Annotated in this window: 14 protein-coding genes; 8 read left to right on the top strand and 6 right to left on the bottom strand. The window is 41.0% G+C overall.

Annotation, left to right across the window (positions count from 1 at the left end):
- Positions 1-272 precede the first annotated feature (272 nt).
- Positions 273-1,613: a C1 family peptidase gene (locus PRK60_RS07865; RefSeq protein WP_102168598.1), complete on the bottom strand. Its 1,341-nt coding sequence runs from the start codon at positions 1,611-1,613 to the stop codon at positions 273-275.
- A gap of 95 nt (positions 1,614-1,708) precedes the next feature.
- Positions 1,709-3,328: a malolactic enzyme gene (locus tag PRK60_RS07860; protein ID WP_273645930.1), complete on the bottom strand. Its 1,620-nt coding sequence runs from the start codon at positions 3,326-3,328 to the stop codon at positions 1,709-1,711.
- A 131-nt stretch (positions 3,329-3,459) separates the two neighbouring features.
- On the opposite strand from PRK60_RS07860, the gene PRK60_RS07855 reads away from it, so the two are divergent.
- Positions 3,460-4,350: a LysR family transcriptional regulator gene (locus tag PRK60_RS07855; RefSeq protein WP_178695991.1), complete on the top strand. Its 891-nt coding sequence runs from the start codon at positions 3,460-3,462 to the stop codon at positions 4,348-4,350.
- Positions 4,351-4,507: 157 nt separating this feature from the next.
- Here the strand turns inward: PRK60_RS07855 and rpiA are convergent, their stop codons facing one another.
- Both rpiA and PRK60_RS07845 read right to left on the bottom strand, forming a co-directional pair.
- Positions 4,508-5,200, bottom strand: coding sequence for a ribose-5-phosphate isomerase RpiA (rpiA, locus tag PRK60_RS07850; RefSeq protein WP_273645929.1), 693 nt, complete (start codon positions 5,198-5,200; stop codon positions 4,508-4,510).
- Between the two features lie 11 nt (positions 5,201-5,211).
- A complete protein-coding gene (locus PRK60_RS07845) occupies positions 5,212-5,505 on the bottom strand; it encodes a GNAT family N-acetyltransferase (protein ID WP_102168602.1) in 294 nt (97 codons plus the stop codon).
- 104 nt (positions 5,506-5,609) lie between these two features.
- Between PRK60_RS07845 and PRK60_RS07840 the strand changes: the two genes are divergently transcribed.
- The 7 genes from PRK60_RS07840 to rlmB all read left to right on the top strand — a co-directional run bounded on the left by PRK60_RS07840 (position 5,610) and on the right by rlmB (position 13,732).
- Positions 5,610-6,146, top strand: coding sequence for a dCTP deaminase/dUTPase family protein (locus PRK60_RS07840; RefSeq protein ID WP_102168603.1), 537 nt, complete (start codon positions 5,610-5,612; stop codon positions 6,144-6,146).
- Positions 6,147-6,318: 172 nt separating this feature from the next.
- Positions 6,319-7,698 carry a DNA repair protein RadA gene (gene radA, locus PRK60_RS07835; protein ID WP_148444539.1) on the top strand — a complete coding sequence of 460 codons (1,380 nt, stop codon included), beginning with the start codon at positions 6,319-6,321 and terminating at the stop codon, positions 7,696-7,698.
- A 21-nt stretch (positions 7,699-7,719) separates the two neighbouring features.
- On the top strand, positions 7,720-8,880 hold the full coding sequence (locus tag PRK60_RS07830; protein WP_148444540.1) for a PIN/TRAM domain-containing protein: 1,161 nt from the start codon (positions 7,720-7,722) through the stop codon (positions 8,878-8,880).
- 111 nt (positions 8,881-8,991) lie between these two features.
- A complete protein-coding gene (locus tag PRK60_RS07825) occupies positions 8,992-10,650 on the top strand; it encodes a formate--tetrahydrofolate ligase (protein ID WP_102168606.1) in 1,659 nt (552 codons plus the stop codon).
- Positions 10,651-11,148: 498 nt separating this feature from the next.
- Positions 11,149-12,567: a cysteine--tRNA ligase gene (gene cysS / locus PRK60_RS07820; RefSeq protein WP_273645928.1), complete on the top strand. Its 1,419-nt coding sequence runs from the start codon at positions 11,149-11,151 to the stop codon at positions 12,565-12,567.
- Between the two features lie 15 nt (positions 12,568-12,582).
- Positions 12,583-12,996: a Mini-ribonuclease 3 gene (locus PRK60_RS07815; protein WP_003717520.1), complete on the top strand. Its 414-nt coding sequence runs from the start codon at positions 12,583-12,585 to the stop codon at positions 12,994-12,996.
- Positions 12,986-13,732: a 23S rRNA (guanosine(2251)-2'-O)-methyltransferase RlmB gene (gene rlmB, locus PRK60_RS07810; RefSeq protein WP_102168608.1), complete on the top strand. Its 747-nt coding sequence runs from the start codon at positions 12,986-12,988 to the stop codon at positions 13,730-13,732. The genes PRK60_RS07815 and rlmB overlap by 11 nt, the downstream gene beginning before the upstream one ends.
- Positions 13,733-13,777: 45 nt before the next feature.
- On the opposite strand, the gene PRK60_RS07805 is transcribed toward rlmB, so the two are convergent.
- Together PRK60_RS07805 and PRK60_RS07800 are read right to left on the bottom strand one after the other, a co-directional pair.
- Complete coding sequence (locus PRK60_RS07805) at positions 13,778-14,497, bottom strand: sortase (protein WP_273645927.1); 720 nt, start codon at positions 14,495-14,497, stop codon at positions 13,778-13,780.
- 6 nt (positions 14,498-14,503) lie between these two features.
- A complete protein-coding gene (locus PRK60_RS07800) occupies positions 14,504-14,752 on the bottom strand; it encodes a hypothetical protein (RefSeq protein ID WP_102168610.1) in 249 nt (82 codons plus the stop codon).
- Between the last annotated feature and the right edge of the window lie 104 nt (positions 14,753-14,856).

The raw sequence follows: 14,856 nt of genomic DNA, 5'->3' as shown, positions 1-14,856 counted from the left end.
TAACAAATCCCCTAGTATTCAGGAATTTACCTGAGTATTAGGGGAATTTTCGTTTTATATAATTACTCTAATCTTTCCTATACTGATGTTCTAGGCAGCTAAGTCAAGATCTGCGCAGTAGCTGATTGACCTCTTTCATCAACAAGTTGATAGCAAGAAGTCTAATCAGCCTTGCGAGGGTTCACAGATGAAAATAAATTTTCTGGTTCACTTCTTCGTCAGGAGAAATTGCTAGCTTTCCGGAAACTCTTTGGGGCGAAGATACTCTCTTCCTACGCCAATGTTCCCATTGGATCCCAAGGCTTTAGGACGATTGGTTCTTGAGTTTGGGCTTGCTTGAGTTTGTCACTAAGGTACTTCTTGTTAACGACAATTTGGTAGCAGTACTTATCCATCCAAGCATCGCTCATTACAAAGTAACCCTTAGTACCAACTTTTGGTCCCCAAGAGTTTTCGACCTTCCACTTGGTTGGCTGATCGTTGACCAGGTCGACACCTGTAAGAACCATTGCGTGATCCATCATGCTTTGACCATAGTCCAGTGCTTGGGCCTTTGTCATTTCTAGGTCGGTGTCAAATAACTTGGCATAGTCATAAGTGTTTAATGCCATAATTCCAAGCTTAGTTTCTGAATATTTAACAACGTCAGAACCGAACCAAACACTTTCACCAGCCTTAAGTTGGTCGATCGCCAGCTTCTTAAATTCATCCATTGGTAAGTTTAAGTGCTTAATTTGCCGACCACCAACAACGTTACCTAACATGTCGATTGTGTAAGTCTTGTAGTATTCCTTATCAGCAGTCGGTGCTTGAATTACCGAAATATAGTCGTCAAGGTTCCAGCCGACATACTTCTTGAAGAATTCTTGTGGGGTAATGTTTTCATCCCGGTGGAATTCGTTATCCTTCTTTGTCCGGTATTCAAAGTCAAAGTGACTTTCTGGTTCACCAAAGGCATATGCAAGCATCCGATAAACGTCATTTAACATTTCCTTCCGCTTAATATTGAGGTCGTTCTCACTAGCATGTTCATCATTAACCATCTTCCGTAAAATTACAGCGTCATGACGTAGCTTATTGTTTAAGAGGTTATTAATCCCGTTAGAACGATTGGAGTTAAATGATTCAGGCATTGCTGACTTAGGCATGACTCCATATTTTTCAATGAGGGCACAGAGCATATCCCATTGACCACCGTCGGATTGTGGGGCAGCCATTAACCAAGCTACTTTGCGATCATCCGTAGGTAGCTTAGCGGTCTTAATCACATTTTCGTAAAAGTAGTTAGCCTTTTCAAACTTATCCCAGAAGAATTGGTAGGATTGAGAAAGTTCAAAGTTATCAGGTAAGTTAAACTTATGTTGCATGTCGTGACGCATCGTATTTAGAGCGGCAAACATCCAGCAACGTCCTGATTGTTTTTGGTCAGCAACGTCACCAGTCTTCAAATCAATTGAAAAGTGGGGAGCATTGTCAGCAATTGAGTGCCAGTTAAAACTTGCGGCATTAACCCCATTCTTAGTAACGGCATTTTCGAGGACAGCGGATTCTTTTCGTTGATCATAATCTTCGTGGAAATAATTAATTGCGGAATTATCAATTTCAAAACTCACAATTGGTCACCCTCCTTAAAATAGTTACTTACTATTATAGTGGTTCCTCAAGAAAAAGGCGACCAAGTAACTTGACTTGATCGTCGTTAATAATATTAGTATTTCGCTTCCCAGGTCATCTTTTCGACCGCTTTTTGAGCGTCCTTTGCCGAAGAGAAGCCTTGGTCAATGGCAGATTGGGCAACTGCGATGGCAACCGTCTTGGAGAACTTTGCCATATCCTTAACTGGAGGAAGAACCGCAGCACCGGGCTTATCCGGATCAACCAACCCAACAAGTGAGTGGGCAGCGGCAGCTAGCATGGCATTATTGATCTTCTTTGATTCGGTTGCGATTGCACCAAAACCAACTCCAGGATAGATCAAGGCATTGTTTGCTTGACCAATGTTGTAAGTAGTTCCGTTGTATTCAATATCATTAACTGGGATCCCGGTAGCAACTAAAGCACGACCATCAGTCCACTTCAATAAATCTTCTGCCCGTGCTTCCGCAAGTTTAGTTGGGTTGGAAAGGGGGAAGATGATTGGTCGTTCGGTATGCGCAGCCATTTCTTTAACAATCTCTTCGGTAAATGTTTCTGGTTGAGTAGAAGTTCCGATCATGACAGTCGGGTGAATAGCTTCGACAACGGCAGCTAAGTTAGTTAGTTCATCGGCATTCTTAAATTCACTCCGCTTCCGGGTAAATGGCTTTTGCTTTGGCGTGAGCCCTTCCGTATCGTCAAATAACAAGCCTTGCTTATCAACAAGGTAGAAGTGCTTCTTAGCTTCAGCCGGATCCATCCCCTGACGGACCAGTTCATCAAACAGCATCTTGGCAATTCCCATCCCAGCACTTCCGGCACCGAATGTTAAAAACTTCTGGTCAGCTAATTTTTCCTTAGAAATGTTCAATGCACCAAGGACACCTGCTAAGGCAATGATCCCGGTCCCTTGAATATCATCGTTGAAGGTTAAAATTTTGTCATGGTACTTATCCAGAATTCGGGCTGCCGTTCCCCGACCAAAGTCTTCAAAATGGAGCAGGCTCTTTGGGTACAGTTTTTCAACCGTTTCAACAAACCGGTCAATGAAGTCAAAGTATTCTTGACCAGTAATCCGGTGGTGCCGTTCACCAAGGTAGTTTGGATCATTGAGTAATGTTTCGTTATCGGTTCCCGCATCAATTGAAATTGGGAGGACTTGAGAAGGATCAACCCCAGCGGCAGCGGTATAAACCATTAACTTACCGACAGCAATGTCAACACCATCAACACCCCAGTCACCAATCCCTAAAATCCCTTGAGAATCGGTAACAACGATTAGGCGAATGTCGCGATCAGCACTAACATTTTGAAGGCTTTGCTCAATGTCTTCAGGGTGCTTAACGGAGAGGTAAACGGCGTCTTGGGGGCGAAGGTATCGTTCGTTGTACTTTTCAATTGATTCAGCAATTACTGGATCATAAACGATTGGCATCATTTCGGTAATGTGCTTTTTCATTAAGTAGAAGAAGAGTGTTCGGTTAGCGTTAAACACTTCCATTAAAAAGTGACGCTTTTCAATTCGGGAAGTCTTACTTTGGTAGAGGGCATAGGTATCAGCTTCTTGTTCTTCAATTGTCTTTACCCGAGGTGGCAAAGTACCGACTAGCCCTAATTTCTTCCGTTCATCTAATGTAAATGCAGTCCCCTTGTTTTTAAAGGGATTATTAAGAATTGACATTGCGTCTGTCATTGCAAAGGATCTCCTTTAATTTATTATTGATATTGCAATGATATGAAGCAAATTAGCGTATAGTCAAATTTGTGCTATCCTATAAATAAAATTGATATACTAAGGGAAATAATCCATTCTTGAGGTAAAAAATGAAAATTAGAGATTTAGAATATTTTATTGAACTTGTTAAAAATAAAAATTTTTCGGTGGTTGCTGACCATTTTCAAGTTAGTCAGCCAACAATTACGATGGCAATTAACCGGCTAGAAGAAGAGTACGGGACAACTTTTTTCATCCGTGATCATGTTCATCACCAGATAACCGTCACTAAGGTCGGCCAGCAGTACGCTCAACATGTCCGCATGATTTTACGTGAACTAGCGATTGCACGCCGGGAGATTGACCACGCTAAGCTAAATAAAATTCGCTTTGGCTTGCCACCAATTATCGGTAACTACTATTTTCCACCACTTACTCCACAGCTGCTTCGCACAAATTTAATTGGTAAGTTGGAGGTTACCGAAGAGGGATCGGAGAACTTACTTCAAATGTTATTAAGGGGCGAACTCGACATGGCTCTCTTGGGATCTGCCAGTCCTCTTCAGCAACCAGAACTGTCGGTTAAGGAGTTTGCGCAGTACCCATTTCACATTATTATGAGTCGGGAGCATCAATTGGCAGAGAAGCAGAATTTACAATTTGCTGATCTGAAGGGACAATCGTTTATTTTGCCAGATACCGATTTTATTCATGAAAAAGCCTTTCGTAAAATGTGTCGGCTTGCCCATATCCGTCCCAAAGTTATTTACCGAACGAATGATATTCATATTATTAAGAATATGGTGGCCGAAAACTTAGGAATTTCATTTTTGACTGAATTAGCGATTACGCCTAACGATCGGTTGGTTAATGTAGCCTTGGCCGATCCGCAGCAACCAGTATTTCATCTTTCACTAGTCGCGCGCCGTAATGAGATCCTTTCACCTGCTAAAGAAAAGTTATGGGAGCTAATTCTTGATTATGGTGGTAGGGAAAATTAGTGAGAAGCTGGGAATTAACCCATTTAAGAGCCTATTTGGATTCCCGCAATTAGACTCAGTAAATTCGGAAATTGCTGGTAATAGTAAAAAGCTGAGAAAGAACCAAACGTTTTTCTCAGCTTCATTAAGATCATTTATTAAATTTTACGTTCTTACATTATGGACGGGCATGAAGGAATTTTGGCTCATCTTGGGTACCAACAAGAATGTCATTAACTTGGTTTAGGAACAACCCATCTTCAATTAGACCAACCATCCCGATCAATTCTTCATGAAGAGCGAATGGGTCATTAATGTCTTCCAGGTGGAGATCAATAATGAAGTTTCGTTGGTGTGTCCGGAACTTGTCACTGTTATCAGGAAGCATTCGCCATGTTGGGTTGTAACCACGTCGAGCCAACTTAGTAAAGAGGTGCTGACTTCCGTATGGAGTAACCTCAACTGGTAGTGGAAATGCTCCTAAGTGGTGAACTAATTTTGATTCATCAACAATCCACATTACGTGGTCAGAATAGTTGGAGACAATCTTTTCCCAGAGGAGAGCGCCACCGCCACCCTTGATTCCTTGGAAATTATCACTGATTTCATCAGCCCCATCAATAGTAAGGTCAATATGATCAACATCATCAATTTCTTCAACCTTAATCCCAAGACTTTGAGCTTGGCGAGTAGTTCTGTTTGAGGTTGTAACACAAACAATATCAGATAAATCACCATTCTTAACATGCTCACCGAGTGCTTCCACCAAGCAGTGAACGGTTGTCCCTGTTCCTAGGCCGACAACCATCCCTGGACGGATGTACTTAACTGCTTCACGGCCAACTTGTTGTTTTAGCTCATCTTGATTCATGAGTTTCCTCCTTAGAAACGATCTTCAGGTAATAATAATTGTTGGTATTCGGGATGTATCTTAAACTGTTTGACAGCATAAGGACACATTAATTTTACGGTTAGTTGATGGGTAGTGGCGTACTTAACGAATTGGCGAACCAACTCTGCCGCAATCCCTTGGCCACGGTAATCAGGGTGAACGAAGACCCGCTCAACAACGACCCGATCAGGCACCCCTGTTATTTTTGGAAAGCTTATTTCGCCCACGAAGGGTTGTTGATCATCACTAGCGACAATTCGGTTTTCTTCAACCTTGTAATCCATTTGATCACATCCATTCCAAATCTATTCAGTGTAAAGCAATACCATAAATCCTATATCTATTTTATAATAAGTAGATAGTTTATAAAAAGGATTAGGTGATATAAATGAAACGCGGATTTAAGATTGTTTCAAGCAAGCAGGATCAGGGGCTTCATTTACCAAGTCGGCAAACTGCCAATGCAGCTGGTTATGACTTTGAAGCCGCAGAGGATTTTGTCCTGCCATCAATTTGGAAAGGGAATTTTTTAAAGACCCTTTGGAAAATCCATCAGCAATCAAAGCTAAGCCCTGATGAACTTAAACACGCTGATCAATGCCTTAAACCATATCTAGTCCCAACTGGAATTAAGGCTTACATGCAGGATAATGAATTCTTGCTATTAGCTAATCGTTCTAGTGGTCCGCTAAAGCGTCGGTTAATCCTTCCAAATGGTGTCGGCATTGTGGATGCTGATTATTATGATAATGATAGTAATGAAGGCGAAATCTTCTTCCAACTCATTAACTATGGATTAACGGATTATCAGATTAAGAAAGGTGAACGAATTGGTCAAGGAATCTTTATGCCATTCCTTGTCGCTGATGATGAGAAACAACCAATCGCACGGCGGACTGGTGGCTTCGGTTCAACCAAAAAGTAATATAGCAAATCTTGAATAAAATCGGAATAATTTTAGGCAAATTTTTCTCAAAATGTCCAGATTTTCGTTGGTGGAACGGTCCAATAGTTTTTTTTAAAAGGATTGGTAGGGCGCACTTTTATTTCAGGATCGTTGTTAGTAAGTAAGTTTAGGTAATGAAAGGATGGCATGAATGGCCAAAGTAAAAACACAATATGTTTGTCAAAATTGTGGCTATAATTCACCACGGTATTTAGGAAGATGTCCTAACTGTGGTGAATGGAATACGTTAGTTGAAGAACAAATCCAGTCTTCAAGTTCTAGTGCAGCCACAAAACGGCCAACCACGACGTTAACTGGTTTGGTTGCTAAGCCACAGAAAATTGGTGAAATTAATAGTCACGAGACGCCCCGGGTAAAAACCAAATTGAACGAGTTAAACCGGGTCCTTGGTGGCGGAATTGTTCCGGGGTCGTTAATCTTAATTGGTGGGGATCCTGGTATCGGGAAATCAACGTTGCTCCTGCAAGTTTCTGGACAATTATCGAGTGAACATCACCGGGTCCTTTACGTTTCTGGAGAAGAAAGTGCTACTCAAATCAAAATGCGGGCAGAGCGGCTTGATGTGGCAGCAGATGATTTTTATATTTACCCAGAAACCAATATGGACAGCATCAAAGACACGATTCGTGAACTAAAACCAGAATACGTGGTGATTGATTCTGTTCAGACGATGCAGGCAACGGATGTCACTTCAGCGATCGGGAGTGTTTCGCAGATCCGTGAAGTAACCGCTCAGTTAATGCAAATTGCGAAGAGTAATAATATTACGATCTTTGTTGTTGGACATGTTACTAAAGGTGGGGCAATTGCTGGGCCAAAGATTTTAGAGCACATGGTTGACACTGTCCTTTACTTTGAAGGGGATCTTCACCACACATACCGGATCCTCAGGTCAGTTAAAAACCGTTTTGGGTCAACCAATGAGCTGGGAATTTTTGAAATGCATACGAATGGTTTGTCAGAGGTAAAAAATCCTTCAGAAATTTTTCTTGAAGAACGGTTAAAAGATGCCACTGGCTCGGCTGTCGTTGTATCATTAGAAGGGACGCGGCCAATTCTTGTCGAAATTCAAGCTTTGGTGACGCCAACTGTTTATGGAAATGCTCAGCGAACTGCTACTGGTTTGAACAGAAATCGGGTATCATTGATCATGGCGGTTCTTGAAAAGCGTGCTAACTTGATGCTCCAAAATCAGGATGCCTACCTGAAGGCTGCTGGTGGTGTAAAATTAGATGAGCCGGCAATTGATCTGGCAATTGCGATTAGTATTGCATCGAGTTATCGGGACAAGGGAACGCAAGCCACGGATGCATTCGTTGGGGAAGTCGGGTTAACTGGTGAAATTCGGCGGGTTAACCGGATTGAACAGCGTGTCGCCGAGGCACAGAAGCTTGGGTTTAAACGAATCTTTGTTCCAAAGAATAATTTGAAAGGGTGGCAAGCACCAACCGGGATCGAGGTTGTCGGGGTAACCACCCTCCGCCAAGCATTGCGTCTTGCATTAGGTTAATTTATAAAGGAGGGATGTAATATGCGAAAACGAATTATTCGGTTGATATACGTTATTGTTGGTGCCGCAACTGGTTTCTATTATTTGCCATTATTTTGGGACTTAGTTAATTTTCATTTAAATAGTGCCTTATTAGTCTTTATGGATATCGTTATTGGTGCTTTGATTTTCTTTCTCCTTTCACTACCACTTGCCAAACCAACTGAACAGTTAGTTGCACGGATTGAAAAGAGTCTGACAAGCTTAAGCCCAGTTTACCTGTTTTTTGGGACGCTACTGACAATTGTTGGCTTAGTTCTCGCGGTGTTAATTTCGATTCCGCTATGGCGAACGGGAATCCCAGTTGTTAATAATGTTTTACCGATCTTGTTAATGATCATCTTTAGTTATTTTGGCTACCGGATTGGGACAACCCGACTCGATGATTGGAAAAATTTACTTTCTGGTCACCGAATTCGGCCGAAAAATCCGAATACCGAAGTGATTGACCAAAAGGATGAGAACTATCATCATTACAAAATCCTAGATACGAACATCTTAATTGATGGTCGAATTTATGATTTGGTAAAGACTGGTTTTCTGGAAGGGACATTACTCGTGCCTAATTTTGTTCTTTATGAACTTCAATACATTGCCGATTCTGGTGAAAGTATTAAGCGAGTTCGGGGACGACGAGGATTAGACATCCTAAATAAGTTACGGAAAGAAAAGATCGTGCCAATTGAAATGTACGATGGCGACTTTGAAGATATTCCGGAAGTTGATAGTAAATTGATTGCGTTAGCTAAGAAGGTTAACGGGGTCATTGTCACTAACGACTATAATTTGAATAAGGTTATTCAATTCCAAAATGTCCAAGTTCTGAATATTAATAATCTTGCTAAATCGTTGCGCCCACGGGTAATTCCTGGTGAAACGCTCAAGGTTGTTGTTGTGAAGAACGGGACTGAACGTCAGCAAGGGGTTGCGTACCTTGATGATGGAACCATGGTTGTCGTTGAGGATGGTCGTTACTTTATGAATGAACGAATTGAAGTAGAGGTCACTAGCGCATTGCAAACTGATGCTGGTCGGATGATCTTTGCTCGACCACTCCATTCACGTCGGGGGATCAACGAAAAAAATAGCGAATCCACAAAGGACAATAAAAAATCAGCAAAATCTGATAAAGAGTCTAAATAGTTGTTTACAAATGACTGAGAATCTTTTATCCTAGACACCGTAGAAGTTAATTCTTAACTTTAACGGTGTTTTTTTAGTTAAAGTTCGTATTTAAGATTGGAGCGGATTGAAATGACAGATATAGAAATTGCTGACCAAGCCACACTCGAACCGATTAATAAGATTGCTGAATCAATTGGTCTTGATGATGACCAGATTGAACAATACGGGAAGTACAAGGCTAAAATTTCATTGCCAGTTGCCGAAAAACCAGGGAAGAAGCATAAGCTAGTTCTTGTGACTTCAATCAATCCGACTCCAGCCGGTGAAGGAAAGTCAACTGTCTTGGTTGGCTTAGGGGATGCCTTAAACCAATTAAACCACCAAACAATCATTGCAATGCGGGAACCTTCGATGGGCCCTGTGTTCGGAATCAAAGGTGGGGCAACCGGTGGGGGTTATAGCCAAGTAATCCCAATGGAAGACATTAACTTGCACTTTACTGGTGACCTTCATGCACTAACTAGCGCTAACAACACATTAGCTGCTTTAATTGATAACTATGTAATGCGGGGAAACGAATTAAACCTCGACCCACGCCGGATTATTTGGAAACGGGTAGAAGACGTTAATGACCGGGCATTACGGAATGTTATTACTGGTCTTGGTGGAATTATGCAAGGAGTTCCGCGGCAAACCGGCTTTGATATTACTGCTGCTTCAGAATTAATGGCGATCTTGTGTCTTTCTACTGACTTGATGGACCTCAAGAAGCGGATCAGCCGAATTGTTGTTGGTTACACCTATGACCGGGAACCAGTAACTGTAGGCCAACTCGGTTTTGAAGATGCGATTACAATTCTTTTAAAGGACGCTATTAAGCCTAACCTTGTGCAAACTCTTGACCATACTCCAGCGATTGTTCATGGTGGCCCGTTTGCTAACATTGCTCATGGATGCAACAGTATTTTAGCTACCCAAACAGCATTAAAATTGGCAGATTACACCGTTACAGAAGCTGGATTTGGGGCTGACTTGGGGGCCGAAAAGTTCCTTGACATTAAACGACCGGTATTAGGAAAGAATCCAGATGCAATTGTCATTGTTGCTACGGTTCGTGCGCTTGAATATAATGGTGGTGCTAGTTTAGACGAAATTAAGGAAGAACAATTACCAGCATTAGAAAAGGGAATCGTTAACCTAAATCGTCATATTAAGAATATGCAACGTTATGGCTTACCAGTAGTAGTTGCCATTAACCACTTCATTAATGATACTGATGCTGAAGTCAAGTTTATTGAAGACAATTGCAAGCGGCTCGGGGTTAACGTTGTGGTCGCTGATAGTTGGGCTAAGGGTGGCAAGGGAACCCAAGATCTTGCTAAGGAAGTTGTTCGCTTAGCTGACCAAAAGAGTGATTTCAAGCCCCTTTACGATGCTAGTGATTCGATTGAAGAAAAAGTCAATACAATTGCCAAAACAATTTACGGAGCTAAAGAAGTTTCGTTTAGCAAAAAGGCGAAGAAGCAATTGAAGCAGTTTGCAAAGTTAGGCTGGAATGATCTTCCCGTCTGCATTGCCAAGACCCAGTATTCCTTTACTGATGATCAAACTCAGCTTGGGGCACCAACAGACTTTACCTTCCATATTCGGGAATTCGTTCCTAAGCTCGGTGCTGGCTTTATCGTTGCCCTTTCAGGTAACATGATGACCATGCCCGGCCTTTCCAAAACTCCCGCTGCCGTCAACATGTCCATCGACGCTCAGGGTAGGATAAAGGGATTGTTTTAGTAAATAGAGTGTGAGCCGTGACGAACTAGCAACTGAGCACTAGGAAATCCCGGACGATGATTGTTTACAATCAAGGACGGGATAGCTAGGCGGAAGTTGCGGTCACGGCGAACATGTTTAGATTCTGTTGCATTAGAAGTTGTTAATCATCTTAAAATTAAAAGCGAGAACAGCTAAATCTTAGCCGTTCCCGCTTTTTATGATCCAAAAAGAGATAGCTTAAGAAACAGCTATCTCTTGAGGAGTATTACGAGGACTTGGGGTATCCTCATATTAATTATTTTTTCGGTTACTATTGGGAGGAGTAATTGAAAAATAATAGGTTTCATTAGTAGTAAAGGTTATATCTTTACTACGCTTTATATACTACCAGGAGAATGTGAAGAAATTGTGACTATTAAGTAAAAAAACTTTTTTCTCGAAAAAAGATCCAGTAATATGTTCATTTAACTAGATATGTTAGTATTATGGGTATAGATATGAAAGGAGCAGACAGTCATGCTAACAATTTATAATACATTGACTCGTAAACAAGAAGAATTTAAACCGCAAACCCCAGGAGTTGTTAACATGTATGTCTGTGGCCCAACGGTGTATAACTATATCCATATCGGTAACGCGCGTTCAGCGATTGCCTTTGATACAGTGCGGCGCTACCTTGAATTTAAGGGGTACAAGGTGAACTATGTTTCTAACTTTACCGACGTTGATGATAAGATGATCAAGGCCGCTCATGAGCAAGGAATTACAGTTCCCCAATTAGCAGATAAATACATTCAAGCATTTATGGAAGATACTAAGGCAATTAATATCGAACCAGCGACAATGCACCCGCGAGCAACCGAAAACATTCCTGAAATCATCAAATTTGTTCAGGGATTGATTGATAAGGGGTATGCATACGAAAAAGACGGGGATGTTTATTATCGTGCCCGGAAATTCAAGGACTATGGTCAACTATCAGGCCAGTCGATTGATGATCTTGAAGTTGGGGCGAGTGAACATGTTAGTGCCGATGAAGTTAATAAAAAAGAGGATCCAATGGATTTCGCCCTTTGGAAAGCTGCCAAGCCGGGTGAAATTAACTGGGATTCGCCATGGGGAAAGGGACGACCAGGCTGGCATATTGAATGCTCAGTGATGTCGACTAAGTACTTGGGAAAGACGATTGATATTCATGGTGGTGGTCAAGATCTAGAATTCCCCCACCATGAAAATGAAATTGCTCAAAGTGAAGCGGAAACTGGGCAGAAATTTGTCCGTTACTGGATGCATAATGGCTTTGTCACCATCGGCAAGGACAATGAGAAAATGAGCAAGTCGCTGCATAACTTTATCACTGTTCATGACATTATTAAGCAGGTCGATCCTCAAGTATTGCGGTTCTTTATGGCAACTACTCAATATCGGCGACCAATTCAATACAGCGAGGACAATCTGATTGACGCTAAGAATAATTTGGAACATATCCAAACAGCATTTGATAATTTAACCTATCGCCAAAAGGATGCCCAAGATGGCGCTGATCCAGTGATTACCCAAAAATTAGCTGATTTTAAGCAATCATTTACGGAAGCAATGGATGACGACATTAATGTCCAAAATGGGATTACCGTTGTTTATGAACTAGTTAAGTTTGCTAATGTGTATGCTCAACAAGAAGAGGTTAAGGCGGATGCACTAACCAAAATGAAGAATTTGATTGCTGAATTAGTTAGTATTTTTGGTGTGAAGTTAGCATCAAGTGATAATGAACTTAATGATGAACACATCCAAGCGTTGATTGATGAGCGAAATGAAGCGCGGAAGAATAAGGACTTTGCCCGGAGCGATCAAATCCGTGACGAATTAAAGGCACAGGGAATTATTCTTGAAGATACGCCACAAGGAACGCGGTTCAAACGAGTAAAGAAGTAGACAGGAAGGAAATTAATGGAACAAGCAGATTATCAACAATTAAACGGGATTGCCCTTGCTTACTTGGGGGATGCTGTTTACGAAGTATTTATTCGTCAGCATCTTTTGAGCCAGGGGCTAGCAAAGCCGACTAAGCTTCAGCACATTGCAACTCATTATGTCTCTGCAAAAGCGCAAGCGGCATTGATTGATCTGATGAAGCAGGATGACATTCTAACTGAGGATGAGTGGAGTTACTTTAAACGGGGGCGAAACGCCAACAGTCACACACACGCAAAACATACTTCTGTTCTGACTTATCGGATATCGACTGGTTTTGAAGCAATGATGGGTTACCTGCAATTGGCGGGGAAACAAGACCGAATCGAAGAGTTAGCAGAATGGTGCATTCAGCAAGTTGAAGCAGGGAGAACGAAGCATGAAAACTGAAAGCAATGATTTTATTATTGGTCGCCACCCGGCAGTGATGGCACTGAAGTCCGATCAAGAAATTAATAAGGTCTTTATCCAATCAGGATTAAAGTCTGATGCCATTTCACAAATTATTAAATTAGCAAAGGAAAAGCGGTTAGTAATTTCAAACGTCCCCAAGACAAAGCTCGATCAGATGAGCGAACACCAAAATCACCAGGGCGTGGCTTTGGCAGTTGCTGCATACCACTATGCAACGATTGATGACCTGTTTGAAAATGCTGCTAAACATGATGAAGATCCATTTTTCCTAATTCTTGATGAATTAGAGGATCCGCATAATCTTGGCTCAATTATTCGGACAGCCGATGCGGCCGGAGTTCATGGAATTATTATTCCCCGGCGTCGCGCTGTTGGGTTAACTTCGGTTGTTGCTAAAACATCTACTGGAGCAATTGAACACGTTCTGGTTGCCCGAGTTACTAACCTGGTTCAAACAGCTCAAGAATTGAAGGACCGGGGAGTTTGGTTATTTGGAACCGATATGAAGGGGACTGATTACCGACGCTGGAATGCAAAGGGAGCGGTAGCATTAGTTATCGGTAATGAAGGAAAGGGAATTTCTTCATTATTGAAGAAAAACTGTGATGAGATGCTTACTATTCCAATGATTGGTCACGTTCAAAGTCTTAATGCAAGTGTGGCAGCGAGTCTGTTAGTCTACCAAGGATTCAATTCACGCCACCCATTATAGAAAAATTAATCCTCCTTTCTGCTTGTTTAGAGCAGAAAGGAGGATTTAATTGTTTAGATGAATTTTATCAACAGCGTTAATTTGGTATTTTTGCTGGATGGCGTTTTGGACTTGGTTATTTAATTTATTTACTGATAATTGTTTAATAAGTTTAGCGTTAATGAGGATCCTTTTTTTATTATTGAAGGTACAAGTTATTAATGATATTGAATCACTGGAGCCTTCAAATGGTTTCTCCACATCCGATGGTGAAATAACCTGTTTGCTTTCGATTTTATATTCTTTAGCAATTTTGAAATTTGTAATTATAACTTTTCGTCCCGTTAAAGAATGAAAAGCTAGTGGAGTGAATAATGCAGAGCAGCTTTTATGACCGAGATTATGGGCGCCAATAACTAAATGACTATTACTGCTTATATAATGCGGTTCAAGCATCCCCGCACCAAATGTATAAGTTCCGTTATCTGTATAATTAGCGAGCGGAACATTCATATTAAGTGAGGGAACTAAGATTGCACCAACGTATTCCGGAGAATCTCTAATCGAACCTATAATTATTGAGTTTAAACTAAGTAACTTTACGGATTCCCAATCACATTTTTTTATTGCCTTAGGAAGTGGACTTTCACTAACAATTTTAGGACTATGGTAATTGATGATTGCTGATTGAAGCAATAGTGATAATTGCGGAAATAGTAGCGGAATCGAAAAAACAGTTAAAAATACACTAATTATTATCAGAATAAGATATTGAACCTTTTTCATAGGTGATTACTTCTTATTCTCTAAGATTAATTGACCAGCTTCGGTTAATGAAACAATTAGCAATGCGTATCCTAGATTGCGTAACCTCGCATCCAGATTGTAGTAGTGGCGCGTCTGGAATAATACCTTTTGCGAATTATTAGAAGCTTGATGACTGTCGATGATTCCATCATAAATAACGGTACCGAAATTTCCTAAAAAGGTCAGTATTATTAATAGCATTTCAAATCGCTTAATAATCTTATTCTTATTCATTGATTTTCACCACTTAATAATTGATTTATCTTAAATATATCAAGCGACTGAATTGTGCAATAGAAAATTAAGCGTAAATATCCGTTGTGTTTAGTAAATGCACA

Source organism: Limosilactobacillus portuensis (assembly GCF_028607025.1).
Lineage (GTDB): Bacteria > Bacillota > Bacilli > Lactobacillales > Lactobacillaceae > Limosilactobacillus > Limosilactobacillus portuensis.
This window is presented reverse-complemented; position numbering and strand designations above follow the sequence as displayed.

Excerpts from the sequence above, each read along its gene's own strand:
- PRK60_RS07860 (WP_273645930.1), bottom strand. The coding sequence starts at position 3,328 with ATGACAGACGCAATGTCAATTCTTAATAATCCCTTTAAAAACAAGGGG.
- PRK60_RS07805 (WP_273645927.1), bottom strand. The coding sequence starts at position 14,497 with ATGAAAAAGGTTCAATATCTTATTCTGATAATAATTAGTGTATTTTTA.
- PRK60_RS07815 (WP_003717520.1), top strand. The coding sequence starts at position 12,583 with ATGGAACAAGCAGATTATCAACAATTAAACGGGATTGCCCTTGCTTAC.
- cysS (WP_273645928.1), top strand. The coding sequence starts at position 11,149 with ATGCTAACAATTTATAATACATTGACTCGTAAACAAGAAGAATTTAAA.
- PRK60_RS07840 (WP_102168603.1), top strand. The coding sequence starts at position 5,610 with ATGAAACGCGGATTTAAGATTGTTTCAAGCAAGCAGGATCAGGGGCTT.
- radA (WP_148444539.1), top strand. The coding sequence starts at position 6,319 with ATGGCCAAAGTAAAAACACAATATGTTTGTCAAAATTGTGGCTATAAT.
- PRK60_RS07825 (WP_102168606.1), top strand. The coding sequence starts at position 8,992 with ATGACAGATATAGAAATTGCTGACCAAGCCACACTCGAACCGATTAAT.
- PRK60_RS07830 (WP_148444540.1), top strand. The coding sequence starts at position 7,720 with ATGCGAAAACGAATTATTCGGTTGATATACGTTATTGTTGGTGCCGCA.
- rpiA (WP_273645929.1), bottom strand. The coding sequence starts at position 5,200 with ATGAATCAAGATGAGCTAAAACAACAAGTTGGCCGTGAAGCAGTTAAG.
- PRK60_RS07845 (WP_102168602.1), bottom strand. The coding sequence starts at position 5,505 with ATGGATTACAAGGTTGAAGAAAACCGAATTGTCGCTAGTGATGATCAA.
- PRK60_RS07800 (WP_102168610.1), bottom strand. The coding sequence starts at position 14,752 with ATGAATAAGAATAAGATTATTAAGCGATTTGAAATGCTATTAATAATA.
- PRK60_RS07855 (WP_178695991.1), top strand. The coding sequence starts at position 3,460 with ATGAAAATTAGAGATTTAGAATATTTTATTGAACTTGTTAAAAATAAA.
- rlmB (WP_102168608.1), top strand. The coding sequence starts at position 12,986 with ATGAAAACTGAAAGCAATGATTTTATTATTGGTCGCCACCCGGCAGTG.